Source organism: Pseudoalteromonas sp. GB43 (assembly GCF_054923805.1).
Map to the genome: position 1 here is coordinate 817,279 of NZ_JBPCHJ010000001.1, position 17,436 is coordinate 834,714.

A 17,436-nucleotide genomic window follows, 5' to 3' on the forward strand; every position below is an offset into this window, starting at 1 on the left:
AAAATCACTATCTTTCTAACTACCTATAAGTGAGTATGAAATCACTTAAGCTTTTTATCTTAAATTACACAGCAAAGCTTAAAAACATGAGTAGCTTTGAGCACTTTCGGTTTTTTTTAATAAAGTATATTTGTTTCTTTTTTGGCTGCTTTATCTGTTTCGTCTTACACGAATATTTTCGTGTTCCTATTGTTGTAGCCGCTGCTGCGACAGGCTTAATCGGTACGTTTTTACCTTTTTCAAGAACGTTAAAATCACACCCTTATGCGGCCATTTACGCTGGTAGCTTTGCTGGCATGTGCTCTTCAAGTTTAATAAACAGTTATTGGGAGCTAAGTCTTATTTCATTGATCGGTGCCAGTCTTTATATTTTGACTATGAATCTATTTGCAGGTTTTGGCGGCCGACTTGGTAGTGTGGCTTTTGCCAGTGTGGCGCTTTATATGCTTGCAAAAGGGATTTTTTGATGAATATATTTATTGCGATAACAGCGTTATTAGGTGCTTACTCAACCTACTTTTTAGCACATCATAATCGCTTCGACGGCATTCGCGCATCAGCGGCCACCAGCATTATTGCATTTGCGATTTTGAGTCTATTTCCCGTTGATGTTGAGCTATACAGCGTGGCATTTTTCGGTGGTACTTTCATCGGTATGAGCGCACCAAAACGCTTTGGCATTTTTACATTAGCCATTGCGTCATTACTATTTGCTTTGTTGTTTGAGTACCTCGTGCCGCGCTTACATGGCTACGGCGGTGCATTAGGATTGAGTGCGTTTTTATCTGTCTGTGTTTGCCACATCGGTATTTTACTCGGTGCGCCACGAAGCAAAAAGAACAACTAATTCCGACTCACCGATTAAAAACCTATACCTTTTTATTAATATTCATTACTATGTTAACAATATGTTTAAAGGTGTAGGTTCTTTATGCTTCTTCGTTCATTGCTGATTGTTATTATCTTCTGCTTTATCAGTAGTGCTACAACGGCGAAAACACTGACCTTTATTGCCGAAGATTTACCCCCATACCATTTTAAAAATCAACAAGGTAAAGCCGATGGTGCGCTTGTTGAAGTGATAAAGTCTGCCCTAGCGAAAACAAACATCGCTGGCGAATTCGCAATTATGCCAATGGCCCGAGCTTTTCATGAGTTTCAAAATGACCCAAGCATATTGATGATTTCATTGCTAAAAAATGAGTCTCGTGAATATAAATTCCAATGGCTAGCACAAACCTATTTTGCCGATGCTTATTTAGTTGGGCTTGCCAAACAAAACCACGAACTAAAAAGCTTAAAACAAGCAAAGAAATATCGTGTGGCAACAATTCGTGGCTATTCAAGTGAACATTATTTGAAACAAGCCGGCTTTAATGAAAATAAAAATTTGGTGCTGGTCAGTCATTACCATCAACTTTGGCAAATGCTAGAGAAAGGACGAATTGATTTTGTACTAACCAACACCCTGACCTTACAAAACGAACTCGCGTTATCAGGAGTTCTCCCTAGTGACATTAATAAGAGCCTCCACTTAGACGACTACCCATCAGGCCTTTATTTAGCCGCGAATCTAAAATTGGACAAACAACTTGCTATGCAATTGAGTGATGCCATAAAAGCATTGAAACAAAACGGTCAATACCAAGCAATTTTACAAAAATGGCATCTGCCTTTACCTAGATTATAATGAAAAACACGCAATCATCTTACAAAGGCTTAGCTTTAGCTATTTTGCTTAGCTGCTTATCGCTAAATACCCTTGCTATTACCCCTGAACAAGCCTTAGAGAAGCTTAACGAAGCACAATTGTTACGTAACAGTAATCCAAACCAAGCCACTAAAATATTTGAGCAATTAACTAACGACTCGACCCTTTCCAATGAACCTAACATCATACAAGATGCATTCGAATCGCTGGCATTTATGAATATGGGCAGTGGCGATTATGACCAAGCTCTTAGCTATGCAGAGCAGCTGCTTGATTACGGGGAAAAGCACAATAACCAGTCAGTAACAGTACGAGCAATGCTTATTCAAGGTTACGCACAAGGCAGAAAAAGTAACTTTCTTAAGGCAGAGCAACACTACCGCGATGCATTATCCATTGCCAAACAGATAAATAACTCAGTGCTGATCGCCCAGTCCTATGAGCGATTAGCAGCCATTTTACGCTGGCAAGATAAGTACATAGCTGCCCTCAATGAAGCACAAAAAGCAGTCAATATTTTACAAGAGTTTGATGACGATAAATCTTATGCCTCTGCATTGCAGAACTTAGGTATTATTGAAGCAATTATTGGTGACCACCACGACGCACTAGCCAATCTTACTTTGTCGTTTTCTTTACATCAAAAACTTGACGATAAAAAAGGCATTGCTGATGCACTTTATGAAATTGGCGAAGTTTATCGACGTATGGGTGACAGTGCCCAATCGTTAAAGCACTTTAAAATGTCGCACGTTCTGGATTTAGAAATTGGCTCTAAAGTCGATATCGGTAATAGTGCCATGAAGGTCGGCTATGCAGCGCTAAAACAAGGTGAGCTTACAACAGCCACAGACTATGCTGAAAAGTCGATTAGCTATTATCTAACCTCATCTTCAAACACAGGATTGTGCCGTTCATATAATTTAATGGCGTTAATTGCTCTAAAACAAAATAACATTAGTGAAGCGCAAGCCTATATTGATCGCGCCATGGCAATCGCCACTGACTTTAATTTCCGCTCCCATTTAGTGTCTTTAGCGATCACCCAAACACGTATCTATCAAGCTCTTAATGACCATGCAAAAGCAATTAAAACCGCAGAACAGGCCTTAAACCAGGCTAATGAGTTACAAGATGTCGAAGATCAAATTAGCTTAAATAAATTACTCACTGACTCTTACCTTGCATTACAACTTTATAAACAGGCATTTGAATCGCAAAGCCGCTATCAAACCCTTGAAAATAAAACGGGTAAAAATCAGCACGACTTAACTGTGGCCGCGATGCAAAGCCAAGTCGCCTTTATGCGAAATCAGCAAGAAATAAACCAATTAAGTGCAGATAAACAAATTCAAGCAGCACAACTAAGCGAAAGTGAATGGCAATTTAAAGCCTGGTTACTCGGCCTAAGCTGTGTGATTTTATTGATATCAGGCTTTGGTTACCGCTCATTTAAAAAGCGTAAACTTGCCAGCGAGCGAGCACAACTATTACAAGAAGTCGTTGATAAGAAGAACCGCTTACTAGCCGATGTATCCCATGAAATTCGCACACCACTCACAGCGCTACAATTGCAAGTTGAAGCATTGCAATACAATATCGCAAAAGACGTTGATGCCTCTTACGATGCAATTAATCGAAAGCTAACCGATATCAATGTACTGATCCGTGATATCCACCAACTAGCACAAGCAGACTCAGATAGCCTATACCTAAACCTAAAACCCTATTTACTTGCTGATGTATTATCCGTTTGGCAGCAAGACTTTGCTGCTTTTGTACAAAGCAAAGGCTTTGAATTTACCAGTGACATTCATGTTACTGCTGATTTAAAGGTGACATGGGATATCGATAAAATTAAGCAAGTACTGGCTAACCTTTTATCAAACAGTACCTTTTATACTGATAAACCGGGCAAAATTAAATTTATAGCGACAGCCTCAGCGCAGAGTATTACTTTTAGCATTGAAGATACTCCACCCGGCGTGACCAACAATCAGTTAGTTGAAATATTCGAACGTTTATACCGCGTTGATAAATCGCGTAGCCGCCAAACGGGTGGCTCAGGCCTTGGACTTGCGATTTGTAAAAGCCTAATAGAAACGTTCAAAGGTACTATCAAGGCTGAGCACAGTGAGTTAGGTGGCGTTAAGAATCATTATTTGCTTACCGCTTATTAGTGAACAACAGGTTTAATTAGCATCTCGATTCCCTGAAATCGCCCAAAATCCGGGCGATTTCACGACATTTAGCCCCATTAATGCCGACCAAGGTCGCATATTATTTAATCAAATATAGCCCTATATTTTTTAGTACGTTGTACAAATCTCTCACTAAAAAGTATAGGAGCCTCACAATGGCGGGCGAATATCAACAACAATACCAACAGTTCCAGCGCGATCCGGGTCAGTTTTGGCTTGAGCAAAGTAAACGAATTCCTTGGTTTAAAGAGCCAAGTGCCCCTTATCAATATGACGATAATGATTTTTACCATTGGTTTGCCGATGGTCAACTAAACACTTGTTATCTAGCCCTCGACCAACATGTCGAAGCAGGCTATGGCGACCAAACTGCACTAATTTACGACTCCCCTGTTACCAATACTAAACAACAATACACTTATGGCGAGTTACAAACTCAAGTTGCTAAATTTGCAGGACTCATGCAATCCCTTGGCGTAAGCAAAGGTGACCGTGTAGTCATTTATATGCCAATGATCCCACAAGCGGTTATTGGTATGCTAGCATGTGCTCGCCTTGGTGCCATTCACTCCGTTGTATTTGGTGGTTTTGCACCGCACGAACTCGCGGTGCGTATTGATGATGCAAAGCCTAAGCTTGTGCTTACTGCGTCTTGCGGGGTCGAAATCAATCATGTGATTGAATATAAACCACTGCTTGATGAAGCACTCGAAAACGCCCAGCATACTGTTGAACACTGTATTGTCTTTCAGCGTGAGCAAGCCATTGCCGAGATGCAAGATGACCGAGACATCGATTGGCAATCAGCCACTGATGCAGCAAGTGCAGTCGATGCCGTGCCGGTTGCAGGTGACGACCCGCTTTATATTCTTTACACCTCAGGCACCACAGGCACACCTAAAGGGGTGGTTCGAGAAAACGGTGGTCACGCTGTTGCAATGCATTACAGCATGGAGACCGTGTATGGCATGAAACCCGGCGAAGTATTTTGGGCTGCTTCTGATATTGGCTGGGTGGTAGGTCACTCATACATTGTATATGCACCGCTTATTTATCGCTGCGCTACCGTACTTTATGAAGGCAAACCCATAAGAACCCCTGATGCCAGTGCGTTTTGGCGTGTTGTTGAAGATTACAAAGTCACCGCCTTATTCAGTGCTCCTACTGCGTTTCGCGCTATTAAAAAAGAAGACCCTACCGCAGAGGGCTTTAAACAATACGATACTTCGAGTTTAAAACGTTTATTCTTGGCCGGTGAACGCTTAAATCCTCCCACGTATGAATGGCTAAAAGACAACACCGGCTTGCCCGTACTTGACCATTGGTGGCAAACAGAAACTGGTTGGGCCATTGCGTGTAATCCAATTGGTATTGAACAGCTTGCCACTAAGGCGGGTAGCTCAACAGTGCCAACACCGGGCTTTGATGTACAAATTCTTGATATGAATGGACAGCAGTGCTCAGCAAACGAAAATGGTGCGGTGGTAATTAAACTGCCTTTACCTCCTGGCTGCTTACCAACAATTTGGCAAAACAATGAACGCTTTCAAGCGGGTTATTTAAGCGAGTATCCGGGTTATTACCTCTCTGGTGATGGTGGCTATATTGATGACGATGGTTATCTATTTATTATGGGTCGTACCGACGATGTAATTAACGTTGCGGGTCATCGCTTATCAACCGGTGAAATGGAAGAAATTGTTGCAGCCCACCCTGCTGTTGCTGAATGTGCAGTATTTGGCGTTAACGATGCACTCAAAGGGCAATTACCTATGGCGATGATAGTGCTCAAAGACGATTACCTTGGCGATAGCAAAGAAGTCGAGCAACAGCTAGTCCATTCTGTAAGGCATCAAATTGGTGCCATTGCCTGCTTAAAGAATGTTTTGCATGTTGAGCGCCTACCAAAAACCCGTTCAGGAAAAATACTCAGAAAGAACTTACGCCAATTGGTCGATGGTGAAGAACTACAAATTCCATCTACCATTGATGATGCGAGTATATTTGATGAAATCAACCAACAACTTAACAATCGCTGATCTGCGTTTGTAATTTTGTAATGTTACCAAAGGCCTTGTTTAAGGCCTTTATTCGTTTTGGCCTATGGCTTGCAACTTTACTAATAAGTTAGCAAACGAAAAGGTGGTTAACATGGCTATTATTGCAGGTTATTTCCAATTCAATGATTCAGATAAAACTGACTTTAAGTATATAAATCAACTAGCTAATGTATTTAGTAACTATGAAGAAAAACATGTTCGTTTTTTTAATTGCGAGTATGGAGCCATTTTTCAGTATGATTTTGATGCCTATCAGCAGTCGAGCTGGTTGCGAACTGAGTCGCAAATTGCAACACTCATTGGACACCCTCTCATATCAAGCTCTAGAACACAGGACCTAATTACACTTGCGGGCTGCGAGTCTCTCGACTTTTCTTTGCAGCAATGCGAAGGAGTATTTAGCTTTTGTCAATTTGATCTGCAGAGCCAGCGCCTAACATTAGCGACTGATCCACTTGGATTAAAACCTTTTTATACCTTACAAACACAGTATGGTTTACTATTTTCCACTAACCTTAATTTATTCAAGCAGTTGGATATCCAACTACAGAACAATCCGGATGCATTAACTGAGCTTGCCGTGCTTGGTTATCCTCTTTTAGATCATACGCCGTTTAAAGACGTAAAATGCTCATATCCAAGTGAAATGCTATGCTTTAATGCAAAACAGGGTGTAACTAGAAAAAGATATTTTGATTGGGTATCACTTGCAAAACAAAAGCTCGTTGCACCAGATGCAATTGAAGGGATCTCAAAGGCTTTTAAAACTTTAGTTGCAAAGGCAAAACATAAAGATAAAACAATTCTTAGCACTTTATCTGGCGGTTTAGACTCTAGGCTTATTAACAGTGAGTTATTGCGCCAAGGCGTGCAATTGAAGTCGTTTAACTTTTCGCAATCTGATAGCCAAGATCTATTTTGTGCTAAACAATATGCATCACAAAATGCAGTACCATTAGAAGTAATACAAGTTTCAGACACCCAGCGGCTATCTGTCGAACAGCGCCTTGGCAAATATTGGCGTAAAGCGAAACATCAAGATTTCACTAACGTATGCAGACCACAAATAAGCTGGTCAGGAAATGGCGGTAGTGTTGGGGTCGGGCTTATTTATTACGGTGATGAAATTTATGCTGCAGCAAAAGAAAACAACTTAGATAAACTAATCAGTGCTTACCTCAAACAACAATACGCTTTTTTACCTAAGTCAGTTGTTCATAATGCTGAACAATTACAACAAAAACTGATAGCTAACTTAAAAATTAGCTTCGAACCACTCGCTGAATTACCACTTGAAAAAGCATTTCAATTATTCTTGCTGCTTAACGATCAACACCACCATTTGAGTGTTCCTAACGAGCAGGTTTGCGAATTTAAAATGGAGTTTTTCCATCCATTTTATTCGTGGAAGGTCCTACAGTATCCGTTGGGTTTACCGGTGGAGTACGTTCGCAAACACCGTTTTTATCAACGATGGTTAAAAACCGATTACCCACGAGCTTTACTTGCGCCTTGGCAAACTTACCCAGGACACTTGCCTTGCCCAATAACCGTCAAGCATCAAACCCAATGGCAATTGAATAGCGCAAAACTTATGTCGCCCACAGAACTATTAAAGCTATGGTTTAAAATTATGTTTTTTGACCGCCATTTATTGATAAAGCGCTGCCATTTCACTTTACTTTGCATCTTACAGTTAACTCATTTAAAGAATGTTCAGCCTAATTTACGTGTTGCTCAGAAATTCTGCCAATGGTGAATGAAGTTCAGGCCATCATTTTGAATTAATTGCTTTGAAGTAAAAACAGCTTTCTAACAACGAACTTTTCGGGCTAGAATCTATTAGGTTATTAATATCATAAGCTGAGATTTTAATGAGAAAATGGACTCTTCCTCTACTGCCCCTAATCGTATTAGCAGGCTGCACCTCGGTTAGCAAAAATGAATGTTTACAAGCTGACTGGTATGGTATTGGTTATAAACATGGTGCAGATGGCACTGAGTATCGCGATGGCATAGATGCACTATCACAATGCAGTGAGTATGGTGTAAATGCTGACATTGCTAAATATAAAGTGGGATACGATCAGGATATCGCTACATACTGTGAACCGGAAAATGGCTTTACGTTAGGCATGCAAGGCGCGTCATACAATGGTGTCTGTAATAGCACAGCGTTTCGTAAAGCATGGCAAGAAGGTAACGATAGATATCAAGTGCAACAAAGACTGAGTTATATTGATAATCGCATTGACGATATCGACCGTCGATTAAAAGATATTCGTGGCGAGCTTAACAGTAACCAACTTAATAATACTCAGCAAAAAGAGCTTTATCGAGAACGCAAAGATTTAGAAAACGAGCGTAAAGATTTGCGCAAAGAACGCGCATTACTTCCGCTTTTGAATAAACTGCCTAGTGTTGAAATATCAACCGAGTGGTGAGACTTTTAGAGCCAATTTCATTTCATACATTTGTTTATCAGCGATGGCCAAAAGTTCCTTTGCACTGTGTCCGTGTAAAGGATACATGGCGATACCAAAGCTCGCACTTACCGGCTGAACCGTTTCATAATCTTGCGCTACTTTTTTAACCGCCTGCTGACATCGTAGCGCTATATCTTGGCACAAACTAGCCTTTGTTAATGAAGGTAAAACAATAACAAACTCATCACCACCAATGCGCGATAGCACATCTTTATCTCTCATTTGTAAACGCAATTGCTGACTAATGTCCAGTAACAAATTATCACCCTGTTCATGACCATATGTATCATTAACGAGTTTGAAATTATCAAGATCAAGATAGATCAATGCAAATTGGTTATGCTCTGCTGGCGTTCTTTGTGAGAAAGCACGCAATTGAATATCGAGTCCTCTGCGATTCAATAGCTTAGTAAGTGGATCTTGATTAACTAGCTCATTGAGAAGCTGGCGCTTTTCTACCGCCGAAGAGATATCATCAAATGCACCGATATAATGAGAAACTAAGCCATTTTCATCATACAGTGCATCTATGGATAATTGCTCAGGAAACACCTCTCCTGACTTTCGCTTATTCCATACCTCTCCTTGCCAACAGCCTTTATCGAGCAACTCAGTCCACATTTGTTGATAAAACTCATCTGGTTGCTTCTTTGCAGAAAGTATTGAAGGTTTTTTACCTATTACCTCATGCTTCTTAAACCCTGTTATTTGCTCAAAAGCAGGATTTACATCAACAATCACAGACTCAGCGGTGGTGATCAGAATCCCTCGGCTAGTTGTAGAAAAAACAGCCGTTAATAGTTTAATTCTCTCATTACTTTTAACTTCCTCTGTAACATCCTCAGAATAACCATTCCATTCTACACTGCCATCAGCTCGGGCTATAGGAGATGATTTTGCCGAAATCCAGATCTGTCCTTTTTTGGGGTGGTTAACGCGAAACACTTCACACCAATCAGTTAGCTCTGCACGTGAATGCTCAATACTTCGTACAATACGTTCCAGATCATCTTGATGTATCGCTTGCATAACTCTATCTGCTGATGACTCAATATCTTTGGGAGAGCAGCCATAGATATCAAATACTTTTGATGTAGCAAATGGGAAAAACGCTTCATCTTTATTGTCTATTACATATTGATAAACAAAGCCTGGGAGGTTATCAATGAACTTTTTTAGTTCTTGATGTAGGAATTCAATTTCGCGTTCTTTTTGCCATTGTTCCGTAATATCAATATGTATTCCAACCATCCATTCTGGATTACCGTTTTCATCCCACGTTTGTACTTGGCCTTTATCAAGCACTTTAACCCAGTGGCCTCGTTTATGTTTCATACGCGCTTCACAGACATATCGCGCTGATTCACCTTCGAAGTGCTCATTTAATAATTGCTCAGATTTCACTAAGTCTTCAGGGTGAGCAAAGGTAAGCCAAGTATCAATTGAAACGGGTTCTAGTTCGCACAGAGAATAGCCAATGATATCTGCCCATTTATCATTAAAAATTGTTTCGCCTGTTTGCACATTCCAGAGCCAAACTCCCACATCACCACTTTCGAGAAGCAACTGTGCAATATCTAGTCCTAGCTGCGACTTTAGTTCATTGTAAGCTTCACTAAATGCCATAATCTGCCTTAATAACTAGCCTAATGATAAACAATTAAGTCTTATTCATTATTTTAGTTAAAAAGGCAAAAAATACTAAAATATAATCAAATAAATATACTCTTACAGATTTATTGCGGATTGGTATTTTTCACCTTGACGGCCAGTCAACCTCATCAACCGAGTCAAAAAGCGTTGTGGTCGTTTGCTCGCCATTCCATTTGCGAATGTAACGTGACAAAGGATCATAAAGCGCTGTTTGCTTATTGATATGAAAGTGACGCCCACCTCTAGGGTCGACACCGACACCCGCAATATATTGCCAATTGCCCCAATTTGCAGCCACATCATAATCAATAAGTTGCTGTTCGAAGTAAGCTGCACCATAGCGCCAATCAAGAGCTAACTCATTAACCAAACAACTTGCCGCAATCTGCCGCGAGCGGTTAGATATAAAGCCTGTTGTGTTGAGTTCATGCATTATCGCATTTACCAATGGAAATGGAGTGCAGCCATTACACCAAGCAGTGAAACGCTGGCTGTTAAACGTTGTTAGCGGCGCATTTTGCTTTTGACCTTTGAATAAAAAAAGCTTTGCTCCCGCTTGCAGTGCATGCCATTTGAAATATTCGCGCCATAGCAATTCAAACTTTATCCAATAGCTCGACTCATTTGCACCGTTTTGATGCTCATATTTTTCAACTTCGTTATACAGTTGTTTAGCACTAATTGTGCCTCCAGCGAGCCAAACACTAAACTTAGTGCTGTTGCTAAAGCCATCTAACTCATTGCGAGTCTCTTTATAGCTGCTTGGTGCTTTTGAGGAAAAGTACGCACTGCAATGTTGCTGAGCTGCAAATAAACCTCCTTTAAAGCTAGCTGACTGGGTAACTACGTCAGCAATATTGTGTTCAGCGCATAACTGTACTGGGTGAGGTAATCGGCTGACCGCAGGTCGCGGTGCAGCTATAAAGGTTGGCTCAGCTTCTACCTTTTTTCGAAAGGCGGTAAAATTTTTTGGTAATTCATCAAGCTGAAAAGGTAAGTCCGCTGCTTTAAACAAGGTATCTTGCTGATAAGTTTTCACGGCAGCTTGAGGGCATAAAGCTTTAATTTTTTCGAGCTGTTTTTGCTCATAAACGCCAACTTGCTCGGTACAAACCAATGTTTCAATATTATATTTTTGCAAACGCTGGCTGATTACATACTCAGGCTCACCTGTGATCACATGAAGTGTTTGGCCAAGATTCTCAACTGCGTTTGCAAATGCAGATAGGCTCTCAAGTAAAAAGTTGTACTTATGTTCCCCATATGGCTTCTGTTGGTAATTTGTTTGCCTAAACCAACGCGGTTCAATCACAAACACTAAATCAAGCTCGCCAGCAAAATCTGCTAATTCAGATAAAATTTCATTATCAGCTAGGCGTAAATCATTTTGTAGCCAATATAAAACTCGTTTTTTCATGGGATAACTCATATGTTTTAACATACATACGAATACCCTTCTTATCCGGATTTAAATATCAGAACAAAATGATTAACTATAATTTGCAGATAGGTATTAAGCATCTTGCTCTTTACTCATAAGCTCGCTCATACGTTGCATAAGCTCTTGCTCACTGAGGTCTTCTTTGTGTGTCCCTATAGTCCAAATATGACCAAAAGGGTCTTCTAGAGTCCCTGACCTATCGCCATAAAATTGGTCATGTACTGGACGCAGCTCTTTCGCCCCAAGCGATAAGGCTTTAGCAAAAACAGCATCGACATCTTCAACATACAGCATAATGCTCACCGGCGTACCGCCAAGTTGTTGCGGCGACTTAAATTGCACATCAGGGCAATTATCAGAAAGCATAATATGAGAGTCGGCTATTTTTATTTCAGCATGTGCCACCCCACCATCAGGTAGAGGCATTTGCATTACAAGTTCAGCAGCAAAAGCTTGTTTGTAGAACTCTATCGCCTTAGTGGCACCTTCAATAACCAAATACGGGGTTACCGCATGGTAACCTTTTGGGATTGCAGAAACAGCCATGTTACACCTCAACGTTAAATGTGTGAGTTATAAAGGTAGCAGTTGTAGCTAATTTCACTAATCTAATGATAAAAACGCCAGCGAAATATTTCGCTGGCGTTTTAAATACGAATACCAATCAACTTAACAACGCGGTGTATTATTCAGGCCAGCTTTGCGTCCCATTAATTGCAACTTCTGTTTGATTTAACGTCGTACAATAGCCGGTGGCAGATGAGGCATAGTAAACATCACCTAATACCGTGTAGTTTTTCGCTTTAACCTGCTGTTTTGCTTTGTCTGACGTTGCCATGCCCCACATGCTGAAGTAGTCGCTCAAATCGAGCTCGGTTGCTTCTGAAAGTGCGATTAGGAGCCAATCATTGTTGCCTATGCTTTGTGCCTCTGACAAGCTGTAGCTTGAAAAGCCAAGTGTATCTTTTTGTGCCTGCCAATTAGTCTCGCTGTTATCAGCTAGATTAAACGCACGCTCCAAAATGTGTAAGCGAGGGTATAAATGCCAGCCGTTTTCAAGCTTATTGTGTGCCTGTGCGGCCATCATAATTTGTAAATAAATAGCGTGACTTTGCGACCACTCTGACATCGCTAAATCTTGCATATAAGCAAATGCGTCTGCGCTTTGTTTACTGGCTTGTAAATGATCGAACAAGTTCTCGAATGGCAAGTTTTGGCACGATGCCGAAAAGCCGGTTTCATCCTCAAACTTCGACTTACTGTAGTAGGAGTAAAAATTGGTATTTGAATGGCCACCAAACCCTTCGATACGGAAGCGCCCTCTTTCAAGACCATGCCCTAACTCATGGATATCGCCATGCCCTGTTGGATTAAAATTCCAACCTGCGTCATACGGATTGCCCGAACAGCCCCAACCACAGGTCGGTTGGTCTGCATTCATATGTTTTACAATATCAATTGTTTGTACTTCAATATTGCGTTCACTCGCAAAGTCATGAATTTCGCTAACCACATCGATGCCCGGCCCTTTGAAACCAGCAAGTACATGTGGATAGTTATGGGTATAACGCTCTACAGCATGGGCGAAGTCAGACGCTACAAACGCCAATAACCATCGTTAATTGAAATACGCATTTTCTCGAGCTTTGAATGCACCTCAAAACCACCGGTTGCGACCTCAGCCCAATCATAATCCCCTTTTTCAAGCAACTCAGCAAAGCGCTCATCATCACTGCTGCTACGCCAATACGGGTGCTCACCTACATTGCTAAATTCAAAGCTGACATCTAAATCATTTTGATCAAACTCAATTTGAATTGGTCCACCATAAGGTGACGTAAAATAGACCGTTTCATTTGTCTCTATAGGCACATGAACCGACTGCAATTTAGCGGGTCGATTATAGCCATTGCTGCTCATGTAATGTGTTGCGCCATCGCGCAGAGTATTAACAAACACCTTGGTATTCACTGCTTGATTATCAGTGCGTTTGATAGCAAATGTTTGACCCGGCAAGGCATACACACCCGTTGAGCGAAAATACGCCTTACTCTGCATATTCACGGTGACGGTTTTAGGTGTTACATGACTAAAATCACTACGGCTGAAATTCCCCATATCAACTTGAAGTGGATTAACTTTACGTATATTTAATACCGCATGATCGGTAAACAGGGCACGAAAGAAGCTTGTATTCTCGGTGCTTAGCTTATCCATCGGGAAGCTCACAACTTGGCGATAATGATCTGCAAGCAGCGCCAGTAACTGGTAAAAGCGATAGCCCTGCTCAGTAAAGATATCTGTTTTCGCTTGGTCAAAACCTCTAAACACCGAATTAATGATCGTTGCCGCATCACTAAACTGTTGCTGATATTGGCTTTCAGCTGGACAGCTTCGATTATCGCAAGCACTTAAATCAACACTAAATTCGCTGCTTTTAAAGCGGCTAAGTAAGTCTTTAATAGTTTGCGCATCAGTTGGCAAGCTGTCGTTGATAGCAACTGGGTTCCAATTTGCCAGTTCTAATCGGTGCCAGTAGTTATCACCTGCAACGCTCACATGGAGTAATTCAAATAGCGCTTTACCTAATGCCGTTTGACTACCATCACGCTGAATATAGATCACTGCTATATCGTTTTCTTGCGCTTGCTTTACTGCAGCCACAACATTATCAATATTTAATCCTTCACGCTCATGCTGAGAAATAATCAGTACATCCGTGTCAGTTGTTAAACACGCCGCTAAAGCGTCGTTGTCACAACTTGCATTGTCGTTATAGCTCACCATGCCTTCATATTGACTATCAAACCACTCTCGCGTTTTGATCCTATCTTGAAAGTAATAGCTTTGATCTAGTTGTGCTAATACAAGTTTGAGTGGCTGCTCTGCGGTTATTTCTCTGCCAGCTAACCATGTGGTGCTGTTTTTCAAAAACTGAGTCATTTGCTCGTTAATGGTATTTCGATAAGGATTACTACCAAATACCAAGTAACGGCCTTGCTCACCATCACTAGTCCCGACTAAAGCAAGATTTCTAATTTTTGTCTCGTAGCCATCTTGCCAACTATTGTTGGTAAGTAGTACCGGCTCATTGAATGGATACGTGGCATTTAATAGCGTTGCATCCCAGGTTGGATACCAGCTTAATTCATCAAGGGTGGAGCTTGAGCCAAACCCAAATAAGCTATTTTTAATGTTTTGAAAGCGCGCTTTGTGGGTATCAATTTCATTAAGTGTCGCATCAAGAAGTAATTCGCTGTTTGGCACAACCAGCGCATTACCCGTTTCGAGTGCCTCGGTCACATAACTTTGAGTAATGTTTAACACAAACTCGAAGCTAGTCTCTGTACGTGAATCAGAGGCTGTGATTGTGAATTTATGTTCACCAAGTTCTTCATTACTCGCGGTGCCAGATAAGGTGCTAGTTTGCTCATCAAAACTTAGCCACGTTGGTAAACCTGTTACGGTTAAGCTCACATCATCGTTGTCTGCATCGTTGCTGACTAACTGCACACTCAATGCCTGCTCAGCACGCACTTCACTACTCAGTGGAGAAACCACTGGCGCTGAGTTTGCTCTGGCAGCGATGTTAAATGTTTGCTCTGCCTGCTGCGTCACTTCGCCATCTGAATAACGAAAACGAATTTGCTGTTCGCCCGTATTCGCAAACAAGGGCGTGCCGCTAAAACTGAGGTTAGTCGCATCAAAGCTAAGCCAATCAGGTTTACTAACTTCACTTATTACCACAGTGTCATTTTGTGCATCAGTAAATGTTAGCTGGTAAGTATAAGCTTGGCCTTCATTGCTATCCGATGGTGTAGACGTGAGCGTTGGCGGCGTATTTTCGACAAGCTTGGCTTCTACATTAATATCAATCAAAAGCTGGGCAGACAGCTGCCCATCAGTGACCGTAAACTCAATGTTTGCATACTTACCTGCTTGCTCTGGCGTGCCACTGATACTTGCTGAGGCTTCATTAAAACTTAGCCAACTTGGTAAGTTTGTTACAGACAAAGTAAGAGGGTCATTATCTGGATCAGAGACTTCAGGACTAAAGCTTAAGGTTTCACCAACACGTAAAGTCTGTGATTGACCACTGATTTGCGGCGCTTGATTTTGTGGTGTTTCGGTTACAGGAGGGGTTGTTGTTTGTTTTTCATCTGAGCCTGAGCCGCCACAAGCAGCAAGTGTCAGCAATACAGCCGAGCATAATAGCGAGCGTTTGCACAAAGAGTAAGGTGCGTTCATTGAGTTCTTATCGGTATGGTAAACAATTTTTTAACATTATAAGCCGATACTACAAACTAATATCTCGGAAAAAATACGTAAATTGATATCGCTGTCATTAATTGTTTAAACCCATGAAGGGGCTATTTAAAGGTTACGAGCTTGGGTTTGCAAAATCGGGTCTGGGTAACTTTTCGAGTATGGCGTATAAATAAATCACCACAATGCAAAGCCCTCCCGCTGCGAAAAATAACGTTGGGCCATCATAATAGTCTAAAATTAAACCACCTCCTAGTGGCGCTAAAGCAAACCCTAAATCATAAAACGAAGCTGCGCCAAAGTAGGCACCACGAAGATGTGAAGGCGCCAACCTATCAAGGTGAACGTTCATCGTCGGAAACAAAATGGTTTCAAACAAACTCATCACCACTATCGCACCAATCCAGCCCCAGAATAAATCGATTGGATTAAGTGCTAGCCAAAACTGCGACATCATCAATAGCACCAAGCCAATTTGAATGCGCACCGTTAGGCTAAATCGCGCCATCATTTTTAACAGCAGAAATTGACTTGAAATGATCACTAACGCATTGGTAAAAATAAGCGCAGAAATCAATGCAAGTAGGTCGGGTGCCTCTGCACGAGTTAGGTATTGTATGAGTGAACTATCCATTTGCGCATAAATAAACATGCACATAATATTGGCTAAAATTAAACACTGCAGCAGCTTATCTGCAAATAGAATACGTAAGATTTGCTTGCCTTGTACAGCTGGTTTTTTCTCTTCTGGCTCGTCGATTGCGGCAGTACTTTTGGCGGCTTTATCACTAAAATTAAAGCCCCAAACAAGCAGCACTAATAAAATAGCAAATGCCCCTGCGGTAATATAAAAGCTCGACTGCTCACCGGTTAAACCTAGCCATACCCCAGCTAATGGGCCCACCGCACAGCCCACATTAACAATAAAGTACAGCGACTGCATGGCCAGCTCACGAGTTTGTGCATCATCAATAATATCGCCAATTGCCGCACTGGTTAATGGTCGCCAAAGCGCAGTCGCAATCGAGCATAAGGTCATCACAATCACATAACCGGCCACGGTTTCTACCTCAGCCAACAGCGAGAAAGAAATGATATACAGCACGCCGGTAATGTACATCAGCGTATGCCGGCCCACTTTATCGGATAGGCTACTGCCAATAAAACTGGTAAACACCGAAATCACCGCAGCACTGGTAAGTACCAACCCGACTTCTGTTGCCGATAAAGCAAACTTTTCGTACAAAATCACCGCGAGAAATGGCCATACCATGTAATAGCTGCCACGGGTAATAAACGAGCCAAATAAGAAGATCCACATAAGCACAGGAAACTGCTTAAAGCGCGCTAAAGAGATGTCTGAATTCATTATTTTAATTTTTATGGTGATGATGGAAGCACTATACATTAACAGGCTTTAAGATTGTAAATTGACTTCGCTTTAATCATCTTATTTTACTAATCAACAAAAACATAAATAGAAAAAAGTTGTAATAACTGTAAATGCAACTTGAAAAAGATTAATCTAAATAAGAATAATTATTGATTGTATTTTTCATTTCTGTACTATACGCAGCGTCCCTCAAAGGGATAACCTACAAAAAGAACTGGAACCCTA

At 41.2% G+C, this 17,436-nt stretch carries 13 protein-coding genes; 7 read left to right on the forward strand and 6 right to left on the reverse strand.

What is annotated here, in order from left to right; translation table 11 throughout:
- Nucleotides 1-86: 86 nt before the first annotated feature.
- From ACRWSG_RS03815 to ACRWSG_RS03845, 7 genes are all read left to right on the forward strand, one after another.
- A complete protein-coding gene (locus ACRWSG_RS03815; RefSeq protein WP_171041543.1) occupies nucleotides 87-467 on the forward strand; it encodes a hypothetical protein in 381 nt (126 codons plus the stop codon).
- Nucleotides 467-847, forward strand: coding sequence for a hypothetical protein (locus ACRWSG_RS03820; RefSeq protein ID WP_054551843.1), 381 nt, complete (start codon nucleotides 467-469; stop codon nucleotides 845-847). The genes ACRWSG_RS03815 and ACRWSG_RS03820 overlap by 1 nt, the downstream gene beginning before the upstream one ends.
- A gap of 84 nt (nucleotides 848-931) precedes the next feature.
- Nucleotides 932-1,690 carry a substrate-binding periplasmic protein gene (locus ACRWSG_RS03825; RefSeq protein WP_054551844.1) on the forward strand — a complete coding sequence of 253 codons (759 nt, stop codon included), beginning with the start codon at nucleotides 932-934 and terminating at the stop codon, nucleotides 1,688-1,690.
- On the forward strand, nucleotides 1,690-3,891 hold the full coding sequence (locus ACRWSG_RS03830) for a tetratricopeptide repeat protein (protein ID WP_462165668.1): 2,202 nt from the start codon (nucleotides 1,690-1,692) through the stop codon (nucleotides 3,889-3,891). The genes ACRWSG_RS03825 and ACRWSG_RS03830 overlap by 1 nt, the downstream gene beginning before the upstream one ends.
- A gap of 176 nt (nucleotides 3,892-4,067) precedes the next feature.
- Complete coding sequence (locus ACRWSG_RS03835) at nucleotides 4,068-5,951, forward strand: propionyl-CoA synthetase (protein ID WP_462165669.1); 1,884 nt, start codon at nucleotides 4,068-4,070, stop codon at nucleotides 5,949-5,951.
- A gap of 112 nt (nucleotides 5,952-6,063) precedes the next feature.
- Nucleotides 6,064-7,731 carry an asparagine synthetase B family protein gene (locus ACRWSG_RS03840; protein ID WP_300542353.1) on the forward strand — a complete coding sequence of 556 codons (1,668 nt, stop codon included), beginning with the start codon at nucleotides 6,064-6,066 and terminating at the stop codon, nucleotides 7,729-7,731.
- Nucleotides 7,732-7,846: 115 nt separating this feature from the next.
- Entirely contained in the window at nucleotides 7,847-8,416 is a 570-nt protein-coding gene (locus ACRWSG_RS03845) for a DUF2799 domain-containing protein (RefSeq protein ID WP_462165670.1), read from the forward strand.
- On the opposite strand, the gene ACRWSG_RS03850 is transcribed toward ACRWSG_RS03845, so the two are convergent.
- The 6 genes from ACRWSG_RS03850 to ACRWSG_RS03875 all read right to left on the reverse strand — a co-directional run bounded on the left by ACRWSG_RS03850 (nucleotide 8,402) and on the right by ACRWSG_RS03875 (nucleotide 17,187).
- The gene (locus tag ACRWSG_RS03850; RefSeq protein WP_462165671.1) at nucleotides 8,402-10,084 is read right to left on the reverse strand and encodes a sensor domain-containing diguanylate cyclase; all 1,683 of its coding nucleotides are present in this window, start codon (nucleotides 10,082-10,084) and stop codon (nucleotides 8,402-8,404) included. The genes ACRWSG_RS03845 and ACRWSG_RS03850 overlap by 15 nt on opposite strands.
- A 130-nt stretch (nucleotides 10,085-10,214) precedes the next feature.
- Nucleotides 10,215-11,528: a DASH family cryptochrome gene (locus tag ACRWSG_RS03855; protein WP_166339146.1), complete on the reverse strand. Its 1,314-nt coding sequence runs from the start codon at nucleotides 11,526-11,528 to the stop codon at nucleotides 10,215-10,217.
- A gap of 96 nt (nucleotides 11,529-11,624) precedes the next feature.
- Nucleotides 11,625-12,098, reverse strand: coding sequence for a VOC family protein (locus ACRWSG_RS03860; protein WP_054551851.1), 474 nt, complete (start codon nucleotides 12,096-12,098; stop codon nucleotides 11,625-11,627).
- Nucleotides 12,099-12,237: 139 nt separating this feature from the next.
- Entirely contained in the window at nucleotides 12,238-13,161 is a 924-nt protein-coding gene (locus ACRWSG_RS03865) for an ImpA family metalloprotease (protein WP_462165673.1), read from the reverse strand.
- Nucleotides 13,149-15,800 (reverse strand): ImpA family metalloprotease, encoded by a 2,652-nt coding sequence (locus ACRWSG_RS03870; RefSeq protein WP_462165674.1) that lies wholly within the window; start codon nucleotides 15,798-15,800, stop codon nucleotides 13,149-13,151. Before ACRWSG_RS03870 ends, ACRWSG_RS03865 begins: the two co-directional genes overlap by 13 nt.
- Nucleotides 15,801-15,933: 133 nt before the next feature.
- On the reverse strand, nucleotides 15,934-17,187 hold the full coding sequence (locus ACRWSG_RS03875; RefSeq protein ID WP_462165676.1) for an MFS transporter: 1,254 nt from the start codon (nucleotides 17,185-17,187) through the stop codon (nucleotides 15,934-15,936).
- Nucleotides 17,188-17,436 lie beyond the last annotated feature (249 nt).